The organism is Vibrio sp. 070316B (assembly GCF_013114115.1).
In the GTDB taxonomy this organism is placed as follows: domain Bacteria; phylum Pseudomonadota; class Gammaproteobacteria; order Enterobacterales; family Vibrionaceae; genus Vibrio; species Vibrio chagasii_B.
Genome location: NZ_VTYC01000026.1, coordinates 1 through 23095 on the forward strand (window position 1 = coordinate 1; position 23095 = coordinate 23095).

The 23095-nt window shown below is 44.9% G+C and carries 23 protein-coding genes; 5 read left to right on the forward strand and 18 right to left on the reverse strand.

Going from position 1 to position 23095, the window contains the following annotated elements; genetic code table 11:
- Nucleotides 1-662 precede the first annotated feature (662 nt).
- The 14 genes from F0251_RS17780 to F0251_RS17845 form a co-directional block, all read right to left on the reverse strand.
- The gene (locus F0251_RS17780; RefSeq protein ID WP_061034101.1) at nt 663-1799 is read right to left on the reverse strand and encodes a flagellin; all 1137 of its coding nucleotides are present in this window, start codon (nt 1797-1799) and stop codon (nt 663-665) included.
- Nucleotides 1800-2218: 419 nt separating this feature from the next.
- Entirely contained in the window at nt 2219-3409 is a 1191-nt protein-coding gene (flgL, locus tag F0251_RS17785; RefSeq protein WP_061034102.1) for a flagellar hook-associated protein FlgL, read from the reverse strand.
- A 9-nt stretch (nt 3410-3418) separates the two neighbouring features.
- Nucleotides 3419-5299 carry a flagellar hook-associated protein FlgK gene (gene flgK / locus F0251_RS17790; protein WP_061034103.1) on the reverse strand — a complete coding sequence of 627 codons (1881 nt, stop codon included), beginning with the start codon at nt 5297-5299 and terminating at the stop codon, nt 3419-3421.
- Nucleotides 5300-5510: 211 nt separating this feature from the next.
- On the reverse strand, nt 5511-6428 hold the full coding sequence (gene flgJ / locus F0251_RS17795; protein WP_116870183.1) for a flagellar assembly peptidoglycan hydrolase FlgJ: 918 nt from the start codon (nt 6426-6428) through the stop codon (nt 5511-5513).
- Between the two features lie 10 nt (nt 6429-6438).
- Nucleotides 6439-7530: a flagellar basal body P-ring protein FlgI gene (locus tag F0251_RS17800; RefSeq protein WP_008218243.1), complete on the reverse strand. Its 1092-nt coding sequence runs from the start codon at nt 7528-7530 to the stop codon at nt 6439-6441.
- Nucleotides 7531-7624: 94 nt separating this feature from the next.
- Nucleotides 7625-8401: a flagellar basal body L-ring protein FlgH gene (flgH, locus tag F0251_RS17805; RefSeq protein WP_171731498.1), complete on the reverse strand. Its 777-nt coding sequence runs from the start codon at nt 8399-8401 to the stop codon at nt 7625-7627.
- Between the two features lie 89 nt (nt 8402-8490).
- Nucleotides 8491-9279 (reverse strand): flagellar basal-body rod protein FlgG, encoded by a 789-nt coding sequence (gene flgG / locus F0251_RS17810; RefSeq protein ID WP_004739713.1) that lies wholly within the window; start codon nt 9277-9279, stop codon nt 8491-8493.
- 21 nt (nt 9280-9300) lie between these two features.
- A complete protein-coding gene (locus tag F0251_RS17815; protein WP_004739714.1) occupies nt 9301-10050 on the reverse strand; it encodes a flagellar basal body rod protein FlgF in 750 nt (249 codons plus the stop codon).
- Nucleotides 10051-10301: 251 nt separating this feature from the next.
- Nucleotides 10302-11606 (reverse strand): flagellar hook protein FlgE, encoded by a 1305-nt coding sequence (gene flgE / locus F0251_RS17820; protein ID WP_008218239.1) that lies wholly within the window; start codon nt 11604-11606, stop codon nt 10302-10304.
- A gap of 49 nt (nt 11607-11655) precedes the next feature.
- Nucleotides 11656-12369, reverse strand: coding sequence for a flagellar hook assembly protein FlgD (flgD, locus tag F0251_RS17825; protein ID WP_008218237.1), 714 nt, complete (start codon nt 12367-12369; stop codon nt 11656-11658).
- A gap of 17 nt (nt 12370-12386) precedes the next feature.
- Nucleotides 12387-12800, reverse strand: a complete 414-nt coding sequence (flgC, locus tag F0251_RS17830; RefSeq protein ID WP_008218235.1) for a flagellar basal body rod protein FlgC — start codon at nt 12798-12800, stop codon at nt 12387-12389.
- Between the two features lie 4 nt (nt 12801-12804).
- Nucleotides 12805-13200: a flagellar basal body rod protein FlgB gene (gene flgB / locus F0251_RS17835; protein ID WP_004739719.1), complete on the reverse strand. Its 396-nt coding sequence runs from the start codon at nt 13198-13200 to the stop codon at nt 12805-12807.
- A gap of 255 nt (nt 13201-13455) precedes the next feature.
- Nucleotides 13456-14283 (reverse strand): protein-glutamate O-methyltransferase, encoded by an 828-nt coding sequence (locus F0251_RS17840; RefSeq protein WP_008218231.1) that lies wholly within the window; start codon nt 14281-14283, stop codon nt 13456-13458.
- Between the two features lie 11 nt (nt 14284-14294).
- Nucleotides 14295-15221, reverse strand: a complete 927-nt coding sequence (locus F0251_RS17845; RefSeq protein ID WP_004739721.1) for a chemotaxis protein CheV — start codon at nt 15219-15221, stop codon at nt 14295-14297.
- A gap of 77 nt (nt 15222-15298) precedes the next feature.
- Here F0251_RS17845 and flgA point away from each other — a divergent pair, with 77 nt between their 5' ends.
- From flgA to F0251_RS17860, 3 genes are all read left to right on the forward strand, one after another.
- Nucleotides 15299-16045, forward strand: a complete 747-nt coding sequence (gene flgA / locus F0251_RS17850) for a flagellar basal body P-ring formation chaperone FlgA (protein ID WP_061034107.1) — start codon at nt 15299-15301, stop codon at nt 16043-16045.
- Between the two features lie 178 nt (nt 16046-16223).
- The gene (flgM, locus tag F0251_RS17855; RefSeq protein ID WP_061034108.1) at nt 16224-16541 is read left to right on the forward strand and encodes a flagellar biosynthesis anti-sigma factor FlgM; all 318 of its coding nucleotides are present in this window, start codon (nt 16224-16226) and stop codon (nt 16539-16541) included.
- 62 nt (nt 16542-16603) lie between these two features.
- A complete protein-coding gene (locus tag F0251_RS17860; protein ID WP_004739725.1) occupies nt 16604-17029 on the forward strand; it encodes a flagella synthesis protein FlgN in 426 nt (141 codons plus the stop codon).
- Between the two features lie 537 nt (nt 17030-17566).
- Here F0251_RS17860 and flgP read toward each other — a convergent pair.
- Nucleotides 17567-17998: a flagellar assembly lipoprotein FlgP gene (flgP, locus tag F0251_RS17865; protein ID WP_008218224.1), complete on the reverse strand. Its 432-nt coding sequence runs from the start codon at nt 17996-17998 to the stop codon at nt 17567-17569.
- 9 nt (nt 17999-18007) lie between these two features.
- Nucleotides 18008-18643 carry a FlgO family outer membrane protein gene (locus tag F0251_RS17870; RefSeq protein WP_032498316.1) on the reverse strand — a complete coding sequence of 212 codons (636 nt, stop codon included), beginning with the start codon at nt 18641-18643 and terminating at the stop codon, nt 18008-18010.
- A 192-nt stretch (nt 18644-18835) separates the two neighbouring features.
- On the opposite strand from F0251_RS17870, the gene F0251_RS17875 reads away from it, so the two are divergent.
- Nucleotides 18836-19969: a flagellar assembly protein FlgT gene (locus tag F0251_RS17875; protein ID WP_061034110.1), complete on the forward strand. Its 1134-nt coding sequence runs from the start codon at nt 18836-18838 to the stop codon at nt 19967-19969.
- A gap of 139 nt (nt 19970-20108) precedes the next feature.
- Nucleotides 20109-20615: a Fe3+-citrate ABC transporter substrate-binding protein gene (locus F0251_RS17880; protein WP_171731499.1), complete on the forward strand. Its 507-nt coding sequence runs from the start codon at nt 20109-20111 to the stop codon at nt 20613-20615.
- 123 nt (nt 20616-20738) lie between these two features.
- Here F0251_RS17880 and F0251_RS17885 read toward each other — a convergent pair whose 3' ends face one another.
- Both F0251_RS17885 and F0251_RS17890 read right to left on the reverse strand, forming a co-directional pair.
- Nucleotides 20739-21980: an NAD(P)/FAD-dependent oxidoreductase gene (locus F0251_RS17885; protein WP_171731500.1), complete on the reverse strand. Its 1242-nt coding sequence runs from the start codon at nt 21978-21980 to the stop codon at nt 20739-20741.
- 25 nt (nt 21981-22005) lie between these two features.
- On the reverse strand, nt 22006-23079 hold the full coding sequence (locus tag F0251_RS17890) for a methyltransferase (protein WP_171731501.1): 1074 nt from the start codon (nt 23077-23079) through the stop codon (nt 22006-22008).
- Nucleotides 23080-23095: the final 16 nt, after the last annotated feature.

The following is a 23095-nucleotide window of genomic DNA, read 5'->3' on the forward strand; positions in this document are numbered from 1 at the left end:
TACATTCACTGCCATGGTGATTTCTCCAATTGATTTTCCGGTATTGCGGTTTCCGACGTCTCGGAAAACCAAGTAGTTCTCTCAAAGTTACTTTTAATAACGGCACGAAAATCAGAAGCTTTAGAAAAACTTTTAAAAAACCACAAAAAAATTATTAATTATTTTATTTTCAACAATTTAAAATATTCAACCTTCTAAAATAACTATAGATTTCTATTAATGAGAGCGCTTTAATTGGTCAAAAAATATTCTAATTAGCTTTTTAGTTGGCCAATGTACAGAAATGAGCAATCACCAAAGTTCTTGGGGGCGGACAAATATTAGGCAAAAAGGTGAGCTGCTCTTCACAAAGTCGGCAGAGAAAATTAAAACCAACAGAGCGAGAAAACGAAGAAAGATCGTTAGAAGGGAAAAGAAAACACAATCAGTAGAAAGGAAAAAGCCCCTTTTCCTTTGAGAGAACCGGGGCTAGTTGGCGCGTCAGAGCCTGTGTGGAGATCATCGAGAAATGAACACATTTCCGACTCGCCGTTGCATTCTTACCGTAAAAATGGATAGCAGGTGAGAGATGAGAGAGCTAAACACCCAATAGTAAGTATGCTTGCCAGTTTCCCTTGCTGCATGGCTCACGTCTGAACACGAGCAGCAAGTTCAACCAATAACTATTGCAATAGTGACATTGCAGAGTTAGGCAATTGTTTTGCTTGAGCAAGTATTGAAGTACCCGCTTGTTGCAGAATTTGTGATTTAGTCATTTGCGTTGTCTCTTTCGCAAAGTCCGTATCTTTGATTCGACTGTTTGAAGCGTCTACGTTCTCTTGAACGTTTGCCAAGTTATTAATGCTGTGGCTTAGACGGTTCTGTTTCGCACCCAAATCAGCACGCTGTGAATCTACGTACTTCATTGCAGAATCGATAACGCTGATAGCGTTCTGTGAACCAGCAACACTTGTTAGGCTGATATCTTGAACTGATGTTGCACGGCCTTCGCTCTTAAGACCAAGCTCTGATGCCAGGCCACCAGAGATAGACATAGCGCCATCTAGGTCAGGTTCCGCTACAAATAGCTGTAAACGGCCATCATCAGTAACCGATGCGTTAACTAAGTCAGATTGACCATTAATGTAAGTCGCTAACTCTTCAATATCGTCACCCGCTTTAGTGTTGATATCTAGAACGATGTCTTCACCCGCTTTGGTTTTGAATTCAAACTTAAGATCGCTCGCTGTTGGCGGCACTTCCCAGTTCTTATCTTTCGCGTTTTCTGAATCGAACGTAGTACCACCCATACGGTAGTCATCTGCACGGATACTTGTCAGAGCCATGATCATTGCTTCACCAGAGTTAGAACCGATCTGGAATGAAGCTTCACCGAATGAACCATTCAGTAGACGACGACCACCAAACGATGTGGTTTCCGCGATACGGTTAAGCTCATCTTGAAGTGCCATTGACTCTTCGTTTAGTGCTGTACGCTCTGCCGGCGAGTTAGTGCCGTTTGATGATTGAATCGCTAGATCACGCATACGTTGTAGTACGTTAGTCGATTCGTTCATCGCGCCTTCTGCTGTTTGAGCAATCGAAATACCGTCGTTGGCATTACGCATTGCCACATCAAGACCACGAGACTGAGCCGTTAGACGGTTCGAGATTTGCAGACCTGCCGCATCATCTTTTGCGCTGTTGATCTTGTGACCAGATGACAAACGCTCCATAGAAGTCGCTAAGTCATTAGACGCTTTGTTCAGGTAACGCTGCGCTGTCATTGCGGAAACGTTAGTACTTACATTAACTGCCATTTTGCTCTCCTTATGAGTTCGCAAGCTCTCTGCGAAGCGGCCAGCTTTACTCTCATATGGATAAGCACTGACCGTATGTTACTCAATAAACCTTATACAAGGTTTAAGATCTGTATTAATCATTTATAACCAACACAGATACAAGTTGTATGCCAAGTTTAATTTTGTATAAATAATTTTTTTATTAACTAATAATCAAAAACTTACAGAAAATTAAACGCGATTATGATTGTTTGCTTCTAGAGGATGAAACTACCTCTACCCGCTTGTTGCCGTTTTTTGCCGCTATATCAAGAAACACTATGTCTCGTACGAAAAAGCGGCAATTTTTGAAGTCATTCGCTCGTATGGCATAGCACATAAGGCAAAGAATCGACTCCGTGGTATTTAGCAGTCCACCACCAAATACCGATTAAGTATTAAATATAGTTAAACAAGGTTAGGTCTTTTGTTTTGCCAAACGCTTGCTGTGAAGCTTGCAATGCTCGAGAGTTTTCATTGAATTCAATGATGGCTTTCGAGTAATCCAAATCTTCAAAGTTGCTTTTCGCTTTCGCCAAAGACAACTTAAAGTCTTCATGTTGTTGCTCTTGAATATCCAATGTACTCAAACGGGCACCGACATCCGTTCTTGCTTTCGTTAAATGGATAAACGCAGCATGAAACTCTTCTGTCATTTGGTGCAGTTTTGCCGTTGCCGATGCATCGGACACAGGGTTTTCTACCTGTTCTGCCGCTTCTTTGAACGTGTCAAAGATCGAGAATGTCTCTCTCGGCTCTAAGGTGATCGAATCACCCTTGGTGACTTGTCCTTTAAACTGAATATTTAACCCTTCGTAGACAATGCCAGTCGCAGGGTCAAAATCTTCAGCAGCAACCACAGCGCCATCTTTTTCAAGTTGGTAGGCAAACTTACCGGTCTGCATATCAACAAAGGTTACTTTATAAGTAGAACCATCTTCTGCACTGTTGGTTGCACGACCAAGTAGTAACTCAGATGCTGGCTCTAGCTCGTATTGAGGCTCAAAATCACCGAATGGGTTATCTATTTCCATAAATAACTTACTGCCCGGATCATTCATCGCCATTTCAAAGCTGCTCGCTACACGCATCTTGCGCTGATAGTCATCGCCTTGATACGTCACCGTTCCTTCGTTATCGCGAAAGAAGGGCTGGCTTTTCGGCTTAGTACCAGCGAATGTGTAGTTGCCAGACTCGTCTTGAGAGTTCGCTAAGTACAAAAAGTTATTCGCTAACTCTTGGATTTCACGCTTCTTCGCTAAACGGTCTTCAGGTGACAGCGCACCGTTGATCATTTCCATCACGGTTCGTTTTGCTTCATCAGCAAAGCCTTCCGAGTTGGCGATCATCACCTCATGGTGCTCAAGGCGGTTTCTAACCAGAGTAATGGCATCAACGTACTGTTTAAGCTGCTCTGATTGCTGACCAATATTCTGTAAATAGTGCGTCGCTAACGGGTCATCACTTGGCGACTGCAGCTTCTTACCAGAAGCGAGTTGCGCTTGGTTGTGATGCACCTTGTTCTCTTGGCGGCGCAAGTCATTTTGTACGGACTGGTAGTTATGGAAGCTAGATATACGATTTAACATTTATACTTCCTACCTCAGAGCCAAAATAGTATTAAAGGTATCGTTAGCAGCTTGCATGATGCGTGAAGAAGCCATATACGCTTGTTGAAACTTCATCATATTTGCCGCTTCTTCATCAAGGTTAACCCCTGAGATTGAAGCAATACGCTCCTGGGCTGACTGCTTTTCTAACGTCGCAATATCACTCAAGCGATTGGCCGTTGAAGACTTCAGACCCGTGTTGGTATTCAGGTTGTGGTAAAGGTCTAGAATCGTAGACTCACCATCGTTCAAGATCTTGCCCGTTTGGAGATCTTGCAGCTTACGTAAGTTGCCATTGTCACCTTCTGATGGGACAAGGTTTGCCGTAAATTTGTCGTTTGCCAACGCGCCTGCCGTTAACTCGAAGGTCGTGCCGTTAATCGTCACTGGTCCTTGTGGCGGATACGGTTGAGGCTGCATTAAGATATTGCCTTTTGGATCCGTCACCGCAAATTGCTCGCCCTTTGGTGACACAATCACTTCAAACTCACGCAGTTGGCCTGCCTCTAGGATTTTGAAGCCAGCGGTGCCTTTGGCGAACGTCGTCGATGCTTCATAGCTTTGTGCGGCAATGTCTTTCGGATCTGTGGTTTCCATGTGAATCTGCGCGGCAAAATTACGCGTCGGACGCAGTAGCAGCTTTTCACCAAGTTCAGGCGGATTACGAATTTCGACGCGCATACCATCAAGATAAAACGCGTTGCCGCTTGAATCGGTACTCACTTTGACCGTTTCGCCACTTGGCTTGGTCACCACGTAATCACTACCATCGTATTTGAGACCGTACTCTCCACCTTTTAAGGCAGAAGTATCATCAATAAATACGGCTACATCGGCTTTGGACTGCCCACTTGCCGTCACACGAGATTTTGCCACCAGCTCTGAGTTCACATCGGTAAACAGGTTCTTGCCCACGTTGCCGTTGAGATCCAAACCTTGCTCTTGAAGCGCATTAACCTTGTACGAAAACGCAGTTGCCAAACGGCCAAGCTCATCCATGATGGCTGGGATGTGCTCATCACGCATGTCTAACATGGCACCGATTTTTCCATCAATGTCACTGCTGGTGATCGGCTTTAAAGACTTACCTTCAACAATCGCCAAGCGACGCTGGTGTGCATCAGGTAAACCATCCACCATTTTTAACTGGCTTGCCTCGCTACCTGATACCAAGGTGTGGCCGTTACCAATATGGACATTGAAGCCTTCGGCATTTGAGCGCGGTGTCACCGTTACTTTGGTGTAACCAGAAAGCTCATTAATTAGCTTTTCATGCTGATCTCGCAGGTCGTTATGAGGTCCTGGAGTTCGCATCATCAGGCGTTGTACATCACGGATCTCGATCGCGAGTTGATTAACTCGCTCGATACCCATATCTAATTTTTTATTCGTAGAATCAGACTGTTGACGAACCGTTTCATGAAATTCATTCAACGTTTTACTCAGTAACCCAGCCTTCTCTATTACGACTTTTCGAGCACCAACGTCATTAGGTGTATCGGCTAAGGTTTTAACCGAGTCAAACCATTCATTTAGGTTTTCTGGAATCTTCTTCGAAGCCACCGAAGACAACATGCTCGACAACATATCCAAGTTGCCTTGAGTGTCGCCTTTGTTGGCGGCATTGGTTGTCGATAGGTTAAGTTCATTGACGGCAAATTGATCCCAAGAGCGGCGAACATTTTCCACATGCACACCCATGCCGTAGGTTTGACCACCGTACTGGCGCGGGTCATTAACACCTTGAATCACAGATTGGCGGCTATAGCCCTCTGTATTGGCGTTAGAAATGTTATGACCTGTGGTGTTTAGCTGTCTCTGAGCAGTAAGAACACTTTGTGCCCCTACATTCAGAAGATCCGACGCCATAATGCCCCCAAAAAACTTAACAAAATCAGGATAAACTGATTAACTACCAGTTTAAAAAGCAATATATGTGCCAATAGAGAAAGAAGAGAGTTAAAAGGCGTTAATTTATTGAAGAATAAAGAGATAACTATAAGTGGTGCTGTTGACTTTTAAACGGCAGATAAGAAAAGAGCCTGCCTGTGGCAAGCTCTAGATGTTCAATCGATATGACCTAGTTCATCTCATCAATCTTAGCTTTAACTCGCAATACCTTATCAGCATAGTTAGGGTCAGTTGCGTAGCCTGCTTGATGAATACCTTTGATGAAGTTCTCCGAATTGCCTTGGTGCCGCAGCGCCGTTTCGTACCTTGGGTTTTCGTTCAAGAACTTCACATAGTCGTTGAAGCTGTCTTCAAAACTTGAGTACGAACGGAAAGAAGCAGATTCTTTAACGGCCGTTTTACCATGGAACTCAAGCGTTTGAGTCGCCACTTTATCGCCTTTCCAACTTCTGTCTGCTTTGATGTTGAATAGGTTATTACTGTTGCCTAAAGAGTTTTTGACCATCTTTGAGCCCCAGCCTGTTTCCAGTGCCGCTTGAGCCAATAATAGAGATGAATCTACGCCAAGCGCGCTTGCCGCTTTTTCTGCGTAAGGCTTCATTGAGGTCACAAAGGATTCTGGTGAATCGAAAGAGACTGGCTGTTTAGTCGCTGACGCAGCTTGCACGTCTAGTGCTCTCTCTTCTGAACGGCCTGAGTATTGAGGTCTTTGCAATGAAGTATCAAAACCTTCACTGCGAACCTTATCTTCTGTCGCGTCGCTTGCTTGACCCGCACTTAGCTGTGCAACAATCATATCCGCAAGGCCTAGTGAACCATTCGCACTGAGCTCACTCGCCATTTGGTCATCTTGCATCTGGCGATAGAACTGTTCGTTCTGGCTGTTCAACATATCCGATTTAAAGCTAGAGTTCGCATCGCGCATCGACTTAAACAACATTGAGGTGAAAATCGCTTCAAACTGTTTTGCCGCTGCGGTCAGTGCTTCTTTCTCACTGCCCTCTTCACCGTTTACTGCTTGTTGACGAAGACGGTCTAGGCTGCCGATGTCGTGAATAAAGCCGATGTCGTTGTTATTCTTAATCATGCTCTATTCCTTAGATAATGATCAGCTGGCCTTCAATCGCACCCGCTTGTTTCAGTGCTTGAAGGATTGCCATTAGATCAGAAGGCGCTGCGCCGACTTCGTTAACCGCACGAACCAAATCATCCAATGTTAAGCCAGGTTCGAACTTAAACATCTTGCCATCGGCTTCAGTGACTTCGATATCAGAATCTGGAACCACTACCGTTTGACCACCAGAGAATGCATTCGGCTGGCTAACGTTTAAGTTTTCTTTAATCGCGACTGTCATACCGCCGTGTGTTACCGCCGCCGCTTTTAGGCGCACGTGCTTACCAACGACAATAGTACCAGTACGAGAGTTAACGATGATTTTCGCTGAACCTTCAGCTGGGTCAAATTCAATGTTTTCGATTGCCGATAAGAACGCCACACGTTGGCTGATTTCTCGAGGCGCACGTACTTTTACAGACGTCGCATCGACCGCTGAAGCCATTTGTGGGCCTAAGAAATTATTAACTGCATCAGCCATGCGCTGCGCTGTTGTGAAATCTGATTGGATTAGGTTGAAGGTGATGTAGTCGCCACGGCCGAAAGGCGTTGGGATCTCTTGCTCTACTGTTGCACCACTAGAGATGATACCGACGTTAGGGTTATTGCCAACAATCTTAGAACCATCGTTACCCTGAGCACTAAAGCCACTTACCACTAAGTTACCTTGCGCGACGGCATAAACCTGACCATCTAGACCTTTTAGGAAGGTTTGTAGCAAGGTACCACCACGTAGGCTTTTTGCCGAACCGATAGAAGAAACCGTGACGTCAACTTCCTGACCTTGCTTAGAGAAAGCCGGCAGTTCAGCGGTAACAATTACTGCCGCTACGTTTTTGGTTTTTGGCTTAGTGCCAGGCGGCAATTGGATGCCAAAATTTTGCAGCATCGCGTTAAATGTTTGATCGGTAAAGGGAGTTGTCTCACCGGTACCCGGCAAACCCGTGACCAAACCATAACCGACAAGTTGGTTACTACGAACACCCGCCACTTTTGCCACGTCTTTAATACGCGCAGCATGGGCACTGGTGGCAAGAAATAGCATGCCGAATAGTACGAGTGTCAGTTTTTTCATTGAGTAACCTGTCTGTATTGCTTTAATTAATAATAACTTAGCGAAATATTGTTGAGTAACACGGGCTGTCAGTATGTCGACACCCTCTCAAGCTCTACAGAGATACATTAAAGAATCGTGCCAAGAATCCAGGCTCTTGCATATCTTGTTGCACTCCGGTCCCTGAATACTGGATTCGAGCATTAGAAACACGGTTTGAAGCGATGGTATTGTCGAAATCAATATCGTCTGGACGGATGGTGCCACTTAAACGGATGTACTCATCACCGGTGTTCAATGTCATCCACTTTTCACCACGCACCACTAGGTTGCCGTTAGCAAGCACTTCAATCACTTCCACAGTAATGTAACCACTGATGCTGTTGCTCTGATTAGCAGAAGCATCACCTGCGAAGGTATTAGTGTTGCTTAGGTCATACGAAAAATTGTACTTGTCTATAGTCAGCTCTTGGCCGCCAACAGCCAAAGGCTCCATAGATGCATCGTTCGACTTAGACATATCTGCATTGGCTTTTTTCGTCGCACGAGTATTTTCATCCAATGCCACAGTAATGATGTCACCAATACCGCGAGGCTTTGAATCATCGTACATGCTGCCAATATGATTTAAGTTGAATAGTGAACCGGTTGCCGCTGCATAATGCTCTGGCTTCTGTTTTGGGTTGATTGGCGCCCATGCAGGATCACCTGCGATAGGATCCGTTCGACCGCGAAGCGTGTCGATAATACCTGAGCTTTCTTGAGCCGATTTATCGCCTTCTACCGCATCAACCACTGTGGTCGCGTTCTCTTCTGCTGGTGTCTCAATTGGATCAAGCACAGAACAACCGCTCATAGATAAAAACAGGGCTAAACAAAAAATACGTTTCATGGCGATATACTCTCAGCAAGTCGTGGTAATTAGTAGGCCGTGACGAACACGTCGATTAATACGAAACCAGTAAACGGCGAATAAACCGATTACAGCTGTTGGTTAACAAAGCTCATCATCTTGTCTACCGACGAGATAACTTTCGAGTTCATTTCGTAAACACGTTGAGCTTCGATCATATTCACAAGCTCTTCGGTTACGTTTACGTTCGATGTTTCTAGCATCGACTGGCGGATGTTACCTAGACCATCGAAGCCCGGTACACCCTCTTGCGGGTCACCACTCGCACCTGTCGGCAGGTAAAGGTTTTGACCTACAGGCTCTAACCCCCCTGGGTTTACAAAGTCAGTAATAGTGATCTGACCTACCACTACGTTGTTTTGCTCGCCACGTAGACGAACCGATACCTCACCGTCGTTACCTACTGTCACTGAGATTGCATCTTCAGGAATAACGATTTCTGGTTGTAGCGGGTAACCTTGACCCGATGTCACGATTGCGCCGTCACCGTTCAATGTGAACTGACCATTGCGGCTGTAACCTGTTTCACCGTCTGGCATCTCAACTTGGAAGAAGCCGTCGCCTTCAATCATCATATCTAGGCTGTTCGACGTAGTCTGCGCGTTACCGTGAGTGTGAACCTTTTGAGTCGCAACCACTTTAGAACCCGCACCTAGCATCAAACCACTTGGTAACTCAGTGTTCTGAGACGACTGACCGCCAGGCTGGTTAATATTCTGATAGAACAGATCTTCAAATACTGCACGGCTCTTTTTAAAACCAATCGTCGAGGCGTTAGCAAGGTTGTTTGAAATGGTTGAAATATTGGTTTGTTGGGCGTCTAAACCTGTTTTACTTACCCATAATGCTGGATGCATAGCAATTTCCTTTAAATTCTATTAGCTCATACGAAGCAGTGAATCAGACGACTTGTCCATTTCCTCTGCTGTGCTCATCATCTTGACCTGCATTTCAAACTGACGTTGTAAGTCAATTAGGCTGGTCATTTCACCTACAGCATTTACGTTACTGCCTTCGACCGCACCTTTTAGCAACGTTACCGCTGCATCTGCTTCGTATGCTTGATCTGGGTTTTTCGAACGGAATAGACCATTCGTATCTTTAAACAAACTTTGATTATCTGGACGTACAAGTTTAATACGATCAACAACCTCCAATTCCTCAGCTGGAGCGCCTTGAGGAATGACTGAGATCGTACCGTCTGTACCAATTTCGACTTTACTGATTGGGATTGGCAGTGTGATTGGCGCGTCATTTTCGCCCAATACCAAGTGACCACTGGCATTGGTCAACAAACCGTTTTGGTCAACCTTTAGGTTACCGTTACGTGTTAAGCCTTCGCGACCAGTGTTGTCCATTACCGAAATCCAACCATCACCTTGGATAGTGACATCAAGATCACGACCAGTGGTAACAACACTACCCTGCGCAAAATTATGTCCTGGACGTTCTGTCATGCTGAAAACACGAGTAGGCATACCTTCGCCATACGCTTGCATTGAACGCGCTTGTGCTAAATCAGCACGGAAACCCGTTGTACTTACGTTGGCAAGGTTGTTTGCACGTAGCTGCAAAGCTTGCATATTTTGCTTAGCGCCACTCATGGCAAGAAACAGTGCGCGATCCATAATTTTGCTCCAAAAATCATCTTCCGGGGCTAATAAAGCAAACACTGTGCCAATATTTTTAACTGTTATTTATCAACAACTTAAATGAAAAACAAACAAGAAAGGTGATCACAAAAGGATCATTGAGGAAGAATTGTTGCCAGTGGCATTACCGGGCGGCAATAAGGGCGGCAAATAAAAAAGCAAACAACAATACCCAATTCAATAACATTGAATTGGGTATTCACAGATGATTCAAACGTTAGAAACGATTAACGAATCTGAAGAATATTCTGTTGTAGTTGGTTGTGTACTTCTAGAGAACGCGAGTTCGCTTGGAAGTTACGTTGAGCAGAAATCAAATCAACCAGTTCTTGAGTCATATCGATGTTCGACTGCTCAAGTGAGCCGTTGTTGATACTACCAAATGAACCTTTATTCGATTCACCCCAGATTTTGTCACCTGAGTCGTTAGTAGAATCCCACTGGGTACCGCCTTTCTTATCCAGACCTTGCTCGTTTGGTACGCGTACTAGGCCAACACGACCAAGCATTACGTTTTCACCATTTGAGTAAGTACCTAGAACACTGCCGTACTCATCGAAATCGATTTTGGTTAAGAAACCTGTTGTTGCACCATCTTCATCAAACTTAGTCAGTTCAAACGGAGCCGCAAATTGGGTTGAAGAATCTAGACCAAACTTAAGCACTTGTGTTGGATCTGCACCGTTCAAGTCGATTGGGTTCGCACCAGCACCTAGTGGGTCCGAGTTTATCGGTTGACCACTGTTCAAGCTTGCTAACGTACCGTCATTGTTGAACTTCATTGTATGACCAACATGACCTTGAGCATTCGTTGCATCACCACCAGTAATGTTGAGTGGCTTCTCGCCAGTCTCATCAGTCATGGTGTAGTACGTCTGCCAAGTATTTGGTTGCGTCTGATCTTTGAGGTAGTAAGTCGTTAACTTGTAAGACTGGCCCATAGAATCGTATACCGTCGAAGACGTTGCACGGTTATAGGTATCAGCATCTTTGAAGTTAAATGCAGCCGGATCTTTAAGGTCACCGTTTGCAGGAAGGTTAACCCCTACTTCAATGTTTTCTGTCTGCTTTGGCTTACCAAATTCAGCTGGAATGTCGAGAGGCTTTGGCGCATAAGAAAGAACTTCACCCGAGTTTGGATCAACATCGTAACCTAAAAGAAACTCATCGTTAGCCGTAACCATGTAGTTGTCTTTGTTTAAGTGAAATGCACCATTACGTGTTAGTTCGTTAATCTCTGGCACCATACGGTCTTTCGCTACCGCAAAGAAACCTGTACCACTTACGCGTAGATCCATTGGGTTGTTTGTATAAATACTTGAACCTTCGTGGAACTGTTGCGCCACTTGGCTAGCTTGCGCACCGCCACCTGACGTCGTTTTTGCGTTTGTAAACAACGAGTTTGAGTAAACATCACCAAATTCAGCACGAGACTCTTTAAAGCCAAATGTGTTTGCGTTCGCAATGTTGTTACTGGTTGTATTCAGGTCTAATTGTGCAGCGGATAGGCCGCTTAAAGCTACATATGACATTCCAATATTCTCCTAATCTATCTAGCTAGCATGTTCACTCACTTAAGAGCTACGCTTTACCAACTTCTAGTACTTCAGCAAGTCGTACTGGCGATGTGAAACCAGCCAGATTGAGTAGTACGTTGCCATCACCCTTACCAAGAAGCACACTGTTCACGTTCGCATAGCTGGAAACTTGGAACTCTGTGTTCTCGCCATCCAGTAAACCCGACGCTTTCACGTTGTATTTACCGGCCGGCAATGGGTTACCGTCTTCGTCTTTTCCGTCCCATTCAACACGTGTATCGCCTGAAGGTTTAGAGCCAATATCAAAAGTGCGAACTAATTGGCCCACTTCGTTCTCAACACGGACCATAACATTGTCCATCGCTTGAGGAAGCTTAACCATTGCCGCCATACCGCCATCACCTTGCTTTACACCTGCCGCACCAGGAACCAACACATCACGACCAACCAAAGAGGAGGCTTGCAGTGCTTGGTTAGAGGTCATCGATGAGTTCAAGCTTTCAAACTGTGAATTCATTTTGCCGATGCCATCTACGGTCGCAAATGAAGCCATTTGCGCAATCATCTGGTCATTGCTAACCGGCTTAAAAGGGTCTTGCTGTGCTAGTTGCTTAGTTAACAAAGATAAGAAATCTTCTTGCTTAAGATCCTGCTTACCTGTTGTTTCGTCGGGCTTCTTAGCGCCATCTTGAAGACTCTTCAGCTGGTCAACATAGGACAAGCCGCTTTGACCAACATTGTTGTTGATTCCAGCCATGTGCTACCTCCTTATCCTTATTGACCCATCTGCAGCGTACGCAGCAGCATTTGTTTACTCGAGTCAGCAACCTGTACGTTCGTTTGGTACGCACGTGATGCCGAAATCATATTTGCCATCTCTTCCATAACGTTCACGTTAGACTTGTAAATGAAGCCTTCGTTGTTCGCTAATGGGTGGTCTGGGTTGTACTCCGCGCTCAGCGGCTTATCGCTTTCCACAATACCTAATACTTTCACAGGCACAGTGTGGTCACTGTTGCGTGCTCGATTTAACTCAGCGCCGAACACTGCGTGGCGAGCCTTGTAAGTTTCTTTAGCAGAACTACTTACACTGTCCGCGTTTGCAAGGTTGCTCGAGGTCGTATTTAGACGAACAGATTCAGCACTCATCGCAGAACCAGTCACATTGAATACATTAAATAAGCTCATCTAATTATTCCCCTTTAATCGCTTTAGTTAAATTCTTGAACTTACTTCCAAGGAAGTCGAGAGAGGCTTGATGCCTAATTTGGTTTTGCATGAAAAGGTTTCTTTCCAAATCCAAATCAACCGTGTTGCCATCTCCTGTATCAGGTTGGGTAGGAATTCGATACTTCGTTTCCCCGTTCACCGTCGTTTCGGCAGAAATGTGCCGACCGTCTGTGCGGCTAAGACCAATGCTTGCCCCAGAACTTGCCGCCTGCAGTGATTTCTTAAAGTCTAATCCCTTTGCTTTATACCCAGGCGTGTTTGCTTGCGCGATATTGGTGGAAAGCACCTCAGCGTTACGCTCACGTACACCAACTGTGTGTTGGTGAATGCCTAAAGCATTATCAAAAGAAATAGCCATCTAAACCTCAACTCAAGAACTGACTGTTATGAAATAACCAAAGCAATATATATACCAACTTTTAAAACGAAGTGGTCTATTTATACTTTTACAGGTTACTCGTGGGTAAACTTGCAATATACAAGCCAAAAAATAGAGTAAATTGGAATGTCACTCTGACTTAAAGATATAGGTTAAGCCGGAAAAAGAAAACCCAGCACTTGGCTGGGTTTTAAAATTATTCAGTAATGTCACACCATATTTAGGTGGCGGCAATTACTTCAATTTGTAGATGATACCTGGGTTACAACGAACCATTTCGAAGCGGTCCGTTAATCCAGTTAACGACTCAGACGCCCCCAGAAGCAAGTAACCACCTGGGTTCAGGCTGTTCGCCATTTGGTTAAGCACTTTAGATTTCATCTCTGGAGAGAAGTAAATCAGTACGTTACGACAGAAGATAATGTCGAACTTACCCAGAAGTGCGTAACTGTCCATCAGGTTTTGAGGACGGAAGTTCACCATGCGCTTCACGTTGTCTTTTACTTTCATGCGGCCATCGCCTGCATCCTCAAAGAAAGTACGGCGACGCTCTGGAGAAAGACCACGACCTAAAGCAAGGTTGTCATACGCACCAGTGCGGCACATATCCAACATGCTTGCAGAGATGTCAGTTGCGGTGATCGATACATTTGGCAGCATACCTGGCTTACGAGCTTGAGTCTCAAGCACCGTCATTGCCATTGAGTATGGTTCTTGGCCTGAAGAACTTGCCGCAGACCAAATCTTAATAGGACGTTTATTTGCCGCTATTTCCGGTAGAAGTTTATCCGCAAGCACTGCAAACGGGTAAGTATCTCGGAACCAAAGTGTCTCGTTCGTCGTCATAGCATCCACTGCTGCCACTCGCAACTCACGGTTTCGCCCCGTCACTACATCTCTCAATAAATCAGACAGCGAAGCTAGGTTAAACTTTGCTACTAATGGGCTTAGGCGGCTGCGCACCAAGTACTGTTTGCTGTCACCTAATACAATGCCACATTGAGATTCTAAGAAACGGCTGAAATCGCGATACTCTTGATCACTTATTGTTATAGCAGTCATTAATGTCTCTTTTAGTTAGTTAACGCAGCTTTAACGGCTGCACCAAGCTCATCAGGATTGAACTTAGCAATGAAGGAGTTTGCTCCAACACGCTCAACCATGGCTTGGTTAAATACACCACTCAAAGATGAGTGTAAAATTACGTATAAATCTTTTAGTTCAGCGTGACGGCGAATCTCAGCAGTCAGCGTATAGCCATCCATCTCTGGCATTTCGATATCTGAAATCACCAATGAAATCTGATCGTAAATACTGCCCTCTGCTGACATCTGCATCAGTTTCTCGTAGGCTTCTTTACCATCTTTCACGGCAATCACTTCAAAACCAATCGACTCAATAGCGCGTTGAACCTGTTTACGTGCAACGGTTGAGTCATCAGCAATCAAGATGCGGCGAACGAGTTCTTTTTCTTGTTCTACTTCTGCGATTTCTTCAGCAATCTTGCTGTCCATGGTTTCATCAACAGGCGAAATTTCAGCTAGGATTTTTTCAACATCAAGAATTTCAACCAGTTCATTATCGATGTTGGTTACCGCTGTCAGATAGTTCGCTTTACCAGCGCCATCTGGCGGCGGAAGAATCGATTCCCAGTGCATGTTGATAATGCGCTCTACTGAACTAACCAAGAAACCTTGAATGGTTCGGTTGAACTCAGAGATAACCACAAAACACTTTTCAACATCCGTTGTCGGACGGCCACCAATCGCTAAGCTCAGGTCGATCACAGAGATCGTTTGGCCACGAATGTGTGCGACACCTTTAACCAGTGGGTTCAAGTTTGGCATCTTCGTCAGCTTAGGGCATTGAAGCACTTCTTTTACTTTAAAGACATTAATGCCGTAACGCTGACGCCCCATTAGGCGAAAGGTTAGTAATTCTAATCGGTTTTGACCGACGAGTTGCGTACGCTGATTCACCGAATCAAGAATACCCGTCATGAGCTCATCTCCATATCAAACTTTTTTGTATAAAAAGTGTTAGTCTACTGCAGGCTACGAACCACCAGAGAAACGGAATGACGTATTATAAAACAAATTTGCCACCTCTTTCCATAGCAATGTGTAGAGCTACTTTTAAAACTGTCGCTAAGTTTATCGGCATTTTATCAATATTGTTTAGTTTTTTTGTGCAAGCTGCGACCCCAGAACAAATTGAGATGATTCAGTCTGCGGCGGAGCAACACATCCTTGATACCGTTGAACAGCCACGAGGCGGCGAACTCTTTGTTAATTCAGCAAATGTTGACTCAAGAATCAAAGCAACAGACTGCCCGGTTCCTCTTGAGACAAGTGCCTCAACCACCACCAATACCCGCAGCAGTATTACGGTTTTAGTGCAATGTGTTCCTGATGAGTGGCGAGTTTATGTACCGGTACGTCTTTCGATGTCAGTGCCGCTTGTGACGACTACTCGAGCACTAGCGAGAGGCGAGATTGTCGGTCAATACGACGTGACAACCGCGATGATTTCTCTTAACAAATTCCGTCGCCAAGGCTTCACCGCTCCAGAGCAAGTTATCGGCGCCAAGGTAAAAAAGAACCTAAGGCCGGGTGACGTTGTCGAAAGGGGTGACATTTGTGTCGTATGTCGAAACGAGAAGGTTATCATACAGGCAGTAAAAGGTGGCATGACCATTACGACTAAAGGCACAGCGCTAACTGATGGCTCTATGGGTGATCAAGTAAGAGTGAAAAATGATAAATCACAGCGTATAATTGAAGGTATTGTTACCAACATGTCTGAAGTCACGGTTTACTTTTAACTCTCTACTTCTCAATTGGCGGTACCGTTAGCTATTTCGCTTTCGACTCTAGCATTGAAATACGTAGCTTCAGTGTTATATCCCTTTTCGACTAAAGAGCGAAAAATTGCTAAAGTAATCGAACCCTTGGTCGATATTGACTGTACAGGTTCCCATTTTTGAAGAAAAAGGCTTAACTATGGCAGGCATTGATAACATTCGTTCAGGGCAAACCCTAACGACCACTAACCGATCAGCAGTACGCTCTGATTCGAGTTCTGAGTCATCACGCTCTGATGTTTCAACTAAATCACCAGCGAGCAAAGATGCGGTTTCACTAAGCCAACAAGGCAAAGCGATCGGTCAACTCCACCAAGACATGGCAGCAAACCCAAGCTTTGACTCTGCAAAAGTTGCAGCAATCAAAGAAGCGATCGCGAACGGTTCATACACAGTTGACCCAGAAAAACTGGCCGACAATATGATGAAGTTCGAAAACGAATTAAAAGGTCTTTAAGTTCTCCCCTCTTGTACTGAGTTCTTAACTTAAGACACACAAGATTATTGATAGGTTACGTTATGGCGGCACTAGCAGATTTAGTTAATTTCCAACTTCAAAATGCCAAAGCCTTATCTGAGCTACTAAGTTCAGAGAAAACCGCTATTACAAGCCGACAATCGACAGATATTGAGCGAATTGCCAAGGAAAAAGTGGTCCTTGTCGAACAGCTAAGATCAACCGATCAACGCATCGCTGCCCATAGCAATATCTCAGAACTGACCGAGAATCCTGAACTTGCTCAGTTAGTCTCAACCATCAAGTCTATTGTGCACGATTGTCATCAAGCGAACCTGGTGAATGGCGAGGCCCTAAATCGAGCACACCTCAGCTTCAAAAAACTCAGCAACATGATGCAACAAAGCCACGGCAAAATTGGCATGACTTACAACGCCGGCGGTCAAACGCACACTATTTCAACGTTGGGAACCAACGTAAAAGCTTAGTTAAGCTACACCTTTTCGATAACACCATTGTTTTTTCCTATCTGTATCTGTATCTGTATCTGTATCTGTATCTCAGCCTATCTACATTTCGACTCCAATCAAACACCCACATATCTGAAAGTACGCCCAAGACAGCAAAAACAAAAAGCGGCAAGTATTTTCATACTTGCCGCTTTTATATTCATGTTAGGGCGTGTTGACCTTTCGTGGTTAAATTTTGTTCGAGATAAAAGCGTTTTAATCGCGGCGAGGGGGAAGTAGCCTAGTCATTCTAAGCAAATCTCCCTCAACAAAGAGTAAAACGCTTTTTGCGGGGGCGCCCAGCTCGAACCCTTTGGGCAGCGTTTGCTGCTCATTTCTACTACGTTATCGGCTTCTCATGTAGGCTAGCTACATATCAAAGCCTCTGCCTTGTATAAATACCCAGCAACTCGCTGCAAAAATCAGCTCGAAAGATCAACACGCCCTGGTTATTGGTTGCCGATACGCCATCTGGAAAGCGACTGGCGGCCAATATCATTTATTCATGCTCCGATACTAGAACAGCGTCTGTTGTCTCTTCTCAGGTACAGCCTGAACTTCGCCATAGTTACGTAATTGATCCATCTTGCGGATATCCAACTGAAGCTCAGTCACATAGCTATCGCCAACTGGGTAACTGCGCACGACTTCTGCACCGCGGATAACCCCATCAACCGCACCTGATGTGCGCTCTGTACCAAGGCGTTGGTCTTCAAGTTCAGCACGGCCACTGACTCGCATCCCATAAACTTGTTCCGCAAGTTCACGATAAGCATCGATCTTAGAGGCTCTCATCGCACGGATGCGCTTCTCTTCGTCGTTGCGACCTTTTTGCTCACTGATACTCGCGTAACCAACAGCAACCAAGAAATCGTCTGGTCTCATGCTCTGCAAAGGCTGACAGCCAACAAGCAGTAAAGCAGCAACCACAAATATTAACTTCTTCATCTCGAACTCCTAAGGGCGAAGAATAACAGTATAAGGCTGACTGATCGTTGGGTCAGAACGAATGATCACGCCATCTTGAGTTCGAATACTGTTCAGAGTATCGAGGTCACGGCCAATACGGTCTGCAGGCAAAAAGCCTTGTGCCGAAGCCACGACAATACGAGTTTGCATGCCCACCACTCGAGCATTAACAAGCACACCGCCCTCTTGGCGCAGCATAGTACCCGTTAGTACGTATTGAACGTCTTGCTCTTGAGCTAAGTCTTTCCAGTCACGGCTAATCGCAAAGTCACCTTGATGAGTCACTTGGATAGAACCCGTGGTTTTAAAATCGACCACCTTGAAGCCACGACGTTGAAACTGATGAATGAAGCCTTCAGATACTGAATTACCAAGCCAGTTTGTTGTGTCCATGTGTTGCAGGTCAACAAACGAGGTGATCGCGATAGGCGTTCTTGCTGAGATACTGGTGTTCGACACGATCAAGTCTTCAGTCATGCTTTCAACGAAGAAATCCATGGTGTGACGAGGGCTGTCCATCAGCATGAACTGACTGCCGGCATACTCAGTCTTGCCGTTATAGATCGGCGAATAAGCGCATGATGTCAGCAACATGACACTCATTACTACGAGCCATTTTTTCATTCTCTAATCTCCAGATAGTTTTAGTGCTACCTGTTCCAATATGTTCTCGCCATTATTCTTTTCAATGGATTACAATGTTGGAACAGTCTTTGCTTTTCATTAATGGTTCAGATTAAGAAAAACGCACTTAAGTCAGCTTCAAGCTTATAGTTATTTGTTAAGCAATATTTATACCCAACTGGTAACGAATAGATGAAAAAAATAATTTCTTACTTATTTTCAATAGGTTCACTGATAATCATAAGCTTCAGTGCTCATGCCTCATGGTATGAAGTTACCGGTACCGCAACCATCGTCTCGTCAGAAGAGACGGCAAGGATCCACGCTCTGGAAGACGCGGTCTATAAGGCCGTTCAGTTCTCGGGGGCTGACATTGGCAGTATTGCGAACCTGACGCCTTATCTCGATGGCAAGAAAAAGGAATACCAATTTACTAACCACGAAGTACGCTACATCTTGGTTGATAAAGAGAAGAAACGCGGTGGCAATTTAATGATCACCGCAAGAGTCGACATCTACCCTTCGGCAAATGCTTGCCATGAGAGCCAATACAAGAAAACCTTCTTGGTGGGGAATATCGATGTCACCTCTCCACAACAAGCCGTGATGGGAAGAATCTACAACATCGGTGATGATTTCGGCCACGTGGTTGATAGGCAGCTAGCAAAAGAGTCTCGCAGCTTTGTTTCTGTCGGTACCACCAATTACGACATCGACAAACGTCAACCTGAAGTGATCAAGATGATCGCTCAAGACACGGGCGCGCAATACATTATCGGTGGTGACATTACCGATTTAACGGCAACCATCGAATCCAAGCTATTAAAAGATGACATCATCAACCGTCAGTTTGCATTAGAGATGCAAGTATTTGATGGTAAGACAGGTCATCAAATCTACACCCGTAGCTATCGTGAAGTAGCAAAGTGGCCATTTGCTAAAACCAGTGAAGTTGACACTCGCAGTGCTCGTTTCTGGGCATCGACCTACGGCAGCATGATGCTTCGTGTTAGCCGTAACATCATGTTGGACTTAGAGTCTGAAGTGTCTTGTAAGATCACGCTTCCTGAAGTTGCAGCCGTCTTCGGTAACACAGTGACCATTGATTTGGGCCGAATGCATGGCGTACAACAGGGTGACAAACTGCAGCTATGGCACACAGGTTCGTTTATCGACCAACGAGGTTTACCTCGCAATAAAGTCTCACAAAGCGATATCACACTGACCGTTTCTCGCGTCTACGAGAACGAAGCTGAACTGACGATTGATCAGCCAAGCCTGGCGGGAAGCATTCAAATTGGTGATGTGATGCAAAAAATCATGTAGTTAGCAGCACTCTAAACTCATAGTTTCTAATAAAGCCTTAGCACCTCTGTTAAGGCTTTAATTTTTTCATGGGTATTAGTTTCGATTTTTACGTATTTGTCGTAACCTTACTAATAACATAATCATCACTTAGCAAGCTATGAGTCAGAATAATCTAATTGGTGCTACCGGCTATCGCTTTATTTCGAAAGGTAAGACCGCTTTTAAGATCCACATCCACACACCAGAAGACACGGTACTGCACCGGTCTGTCGGTTTTGTTCGTATGGGCGAAGAAAAAGCACTCAAGAAAACCATCAAATTGAGAGACGAGCTGGGTAAAGAGCTTTGGGGTAGGTTTTGGAAGAAGGTTCTCAAGGAGCCTTACCTAATGACGCGCCTTCCGCATAGTTTAGAGCCTAAGATTGTATTCAAGCCAAACCCAACACAAACTGACCCTGAACATCGTGATGAGTGCTATATAGCCAAATGGCGCGTGTTCTCCGATAACGGCGATTACAAATACAAAACCAAGGTCTGCTCCATCAGAAAGCACGGTCGACTGGCCGCATACAGCCAAACTAAACGCGCACTACTTGACGCTCACAAAGACGTGATTGATTTACTCATATTCATGGGACGCCTCAACAGCATCGACCTGAAGTAGCTTTAAATTCCAATCAGTTTACCTAATGAATCAGATACAAAAACAGCCGCATTTGCGGCTGTTTTTTTATTTTTAGAGCAATGAGATAGAACTATCACGATTACAAAGCACTAAATAGACCATCTAGCTTCGGCAAATCTCTGCCAGTGTCGTCAATCGGCGTTTTGAATCTTTCACATAAGGATTGGTTTGATCCCATGCGTAGCCCGCTAAAATCGAGCACACCATTTGTTTAATCTTAGGGTTGGGATCCTGATAGAAAATCACATCCTGCAGAGTACCGGAGTACCAACCTTCAACGTACGTTCTGAAGGTGTTTACGCCAACCATCAGCGGATCCGCGTATTCACGTTCCCAATCGACCGTCTCACCATTGAGCTGCTTTTCCACACACTCAACCGCAAACTGCGCCGACTTCATAGCAATCGTCACGCCTGACGAGAACACAGGGTCAAGAAACTCACCAGCATTGCCTAGCAGTGCGTATTTGTCAGTTGCAAGGTGTTTAACGTTGGCAGAGTAACCACCGATTTCACCCGCAGGGTTTGGGTACTCAGCGTTTGCCAATATTTCAGCCAAACCCGGCTCTTCCATTGCCAATTGCTTAATCGCGGCAATCTTATCCTCAGGGTAAGACTCAAAGAACTTCGGCTCCCCTACCACACCAAATGAAGAAACACCGTTGCTAAACGGGATCAACCAATACCAGACATCAGGATTGGTTGGGTGCACAGAGATTAGAATTTTATTTCGATCGTATTCTAGCTCAGTATCCACCTCAGCAATATGATCGTTAATGTGCGTGAAAATAGCTTTACGAGGTGGAAGTGATGATTGCTCTTCCAGATCAAGCATCTTCGGCAGTACTCGACCAAAACCACTGCCATCCAAAACGTACTGTGCTTCTAGCTGATAGCTTTCTCCATCAAGCACTTGAACATCTAAAATAGTGCTGCCGTCGGTAAAATTAATGCCCGTCAACTCATGCTGGTAATCGATAGTGACGCCTTGTGCCTCAGCAGTATCTGCAAGCAACTTATCAAAAGCACCACGTTGAACCTGAAAAGTGGTTCCCGGCCCTGTAGAGAACTTATCCTCAAAATTGAACGCGGTGTACACGCCATTTTTACGAAATGCTGCGCCATCTTTGTATTGGAAGTTAGCCTTGGTCACCGCGTCGGTCATGCCCGCTTGTTCAATCACTTCCATACAAGCGGGTAGTAGGCTTTCGCCAATTGAGAAGCGAGGGAACACGCTCTTTTCGATTACTCGAACATCGATGCCTTTTTTGTGCAATAAAGACGCGGCAATAGACCCTGATGGCCCAGCTCCGATGATCACTACTTGAGTAGACAGTTTTTTCATTAATTTAAGCCATGTTTGTTATGTGTTATTGCGCGCTAGCTTTCAATTCAAGAAGCGTATGACCAAGACCGATATCATCGGTGCGAGTCACCACTTCAAAGCCAGCTTCTTCAACTATCTCTAAGAAATCTTCACTGCGGTAAAAACGACTGTTGCCGTTTGCCAAGCACGTAAAGTAAAGCGAAGTCGCGTTTAAGCTATACGAAGCTGCATCGTATTTCTGTGCATCCCAGAATAATTCAAGGATATAAACGGTCGCTTGTTCTGACATATGCGAGCGGACACGCTTTAAGATGCTAAGGATTTCCATTGGCGAGAAACAATCGAGGAATTGACTCATCCACCACACATCCGCCCCCGTTGGCAGCGCTTGTTGCTTATCTAGCATGTTGGCCGGGAAAGACGTCACTCTGTTTTGATGGCCATGTTGCTTAGCGTTCGCCATTGCCATTTCTAACTGCTGTGGCAAATCAACAATCGTGACTTCAACATCAGAATCATGGTTGCAACACTGCATTGCCCACTTACCGGTATTGCCGCCAATATCCACCAGCGATTTAGGTTTCTTGCTGAAGACTTTTTCAAGCAACACAGGGAACGAACGATCCGAATAGAAATGATCGAACTTGAACCAGCTCTCTTTCGCTTTGTCAGGTAATTGAGACAAGCCTTGGTAGATCGTCTCCCAATCCCCTAGCTCCTTCAAACCAGCAGGAGTGCCCTCTTCAATCGCTTGAGTGAGGTGCATCATCGCGGCATAACAAACATCGGCTGTGAAATCCATGTTTGCGTTGGTCATGCCATCATGCAACAGGTAGAAACCAAGGTTGGCTATCTTATAGTTAGGCTTTTCCCAAACAACAATATGAGCGCTAAGCGCCATATCAAGTAACACTTTCACACCATATTCAGATACACCTGTTATTTCTGAAATAGTCTCAGCAGGTAAGCCATCGCTCCCCGCATCATCGAGCGCTTTTAAAATACCTAAATCACGAAGTGTACGAGCAGTATGAAAAACAATAGGAGCAAAAGATAATTTTTGTGCTTCTGTTTTTGCTTCTAATGCATTGAATGGATCTAATTTATATTCCGACACGAAAAACCTAACTTAT

What these genes read in the sequence shown, in the direction of transcription:
- F0251_RS17780 (WP_061034101.1), bottom strand. Translation starts at nt 1,799, where the DNA reads ATGGCAGTTAATGTAAGTACTAACGTTTCCGCAATGACAGCGCAGCGT.
- flgL (WP_061034102.1), bottom strand. Translation starts at nt 3,409, where the DNA reads ATGTTAAATCGTATATCTAGCTTCCATAACTACCAGTCCGTACAAAAT.
- flgK (WP_061034103.1), bottom strand. Translation starts at nt 5,299, where the DNA reads ATGGCGTCGGATCTTCTGAATGTAGGGGCACAAAGTGTTCTTACTGCT.
- flgJ (WP_116870183.1), bottom strand. Translation starts at nt 6,428, where the DNA reads ATGATTAAGAATAACAACGACATCGGCTTTATTCACGACATCGGCAGC.
- F0251_RS17800 (WP_008218243.1), bottom strand. Translation starts at nt 7,530, where the DNA reads ATGAAAAAACTGACACTCGTACTATTCGGCATGCTATTTCTTGCCACC.
- flgH (WP_171731498.1), bottom strand. Translation starts at nt 8,401, where the DNA reads ATGAAACGTATTTTTTGTTTAGCCCTGTTTTTATCTATGAGCGGTTGT.
- flgG (WP_004739713.1), bottom strand. Translation starts at nt 9,279, where the DNA reads ATGCATCCAGCATTATGGGTAAGTAAAACAGGTTTAGACGCCCAACAA.
- F0251_RS17815 (WP_004739714.1), bottom strand. Translation starts at nt 10,050, where the DNA reads ATGGATCGCGCACTGTTTCTTGCCATGAGTGGCGCTAAGCAAAATATG.
- flgE (WP_008218239.1), bottom strand. Translation starts at nt 11,606, where the DNA reads ATGTCATATGTAGCTTTAAGCGGCCTATCCGCTGCACAATTAGACCTG.
- flgD (WP_008218237.1), bottom strand. Translation starts at nt 12,369, where the DNA reads ATGGCTGGAATCAACAACAATGTTGGTCAAAGCGGCTTGTCCTATGTT.
- flgC (WP_008218235.1), bottom strand. Translation starts at nt 12,800, where the DNA reads ATGAGCTTATTTAATGTATTCAATGTGACTGGTTCTGCGATGAGTGCT.
- flgB (WP_004739719.1), bottom strand. Translation starts at nt 13,200, where the DNA reads ATGGCTATTTCTTTTGATAATGCTTTAGGCATTCACCAACACACAGTT.
- F0251_RS17840 (WP_008218231.1), bottom strand. Translation starts at nt 14,283, where the DNA reads ATGACTGCTATAACAATAAGTGATCAAGAGTATCGCGATTTCAGCCGT.
- F0251_RS17845 (WP_004739721.1), bottom strand. Translation starts at nt 15,221, where the DNA reads ATGACGGGTATTCTTGATTCGGTGAATCAGCGTACGCAACTCGTCGGT.
- flgA (WP_061034107.1), top strand. Translation starts at nt 15,299, where the DNA reads ATGACGTATTATAAAACAAATTTGCCACCTCTTTCCATAGCAATGTGT.
- flgM (WP_061034108.1), top strand. Translation starts at nt 16,224, where the DNA reads ATGGCAGGCATTGATAACATTCGTTCAGGGCAAACCCTAACGACCACT.
- F0251_RS17860 (WP_004739725.1), top strand. Translation starts at nt 16,604, where the DNA reads ATGGCGGCACTAGCAGATTTAGTTAATTTCCAACTTCAAAATGCCAAA.
- flgP (WP_008218224.1), bottom strand. Translation starts at nt 17,998, where the DNA reads ATGAAGAAGTTAATATTTGTGGTTGCTGCTTTACTGCTTGTTGGCTGT.
- F0251_RS17870 (WP_032498316.1), bottom strand. Translation starts at nt 18,643, where the DNA reads ATGAAAAAATGGCTCGTAGTAATGAGTGTCATGTTGCTGACATCATGC.
- F0251_RS17875 (WP_061034110.1), top strand. Translation starts at nt 18,836, where the DNA reads ATGAAAAAAATAATTTCTTACTTATTTTCAATAGGTTCACTGATAATC.
- F0251_RS17880 (WP_171731499.1), top strand. Translation starts at nt 20,109, where the DNA reads ATGAGTCAGAATAATCTAATTGGTGCTACCGGCTATCGCTTTATTTCG.
- F0251_RS17885 (WP_171731500.1), bottom strand. Translation starts at nt 21,980, where the DNA reads ATGAAAAAACTGTCTACTCAAGTAGTGATCATCGGAGCTGGGCCATCA.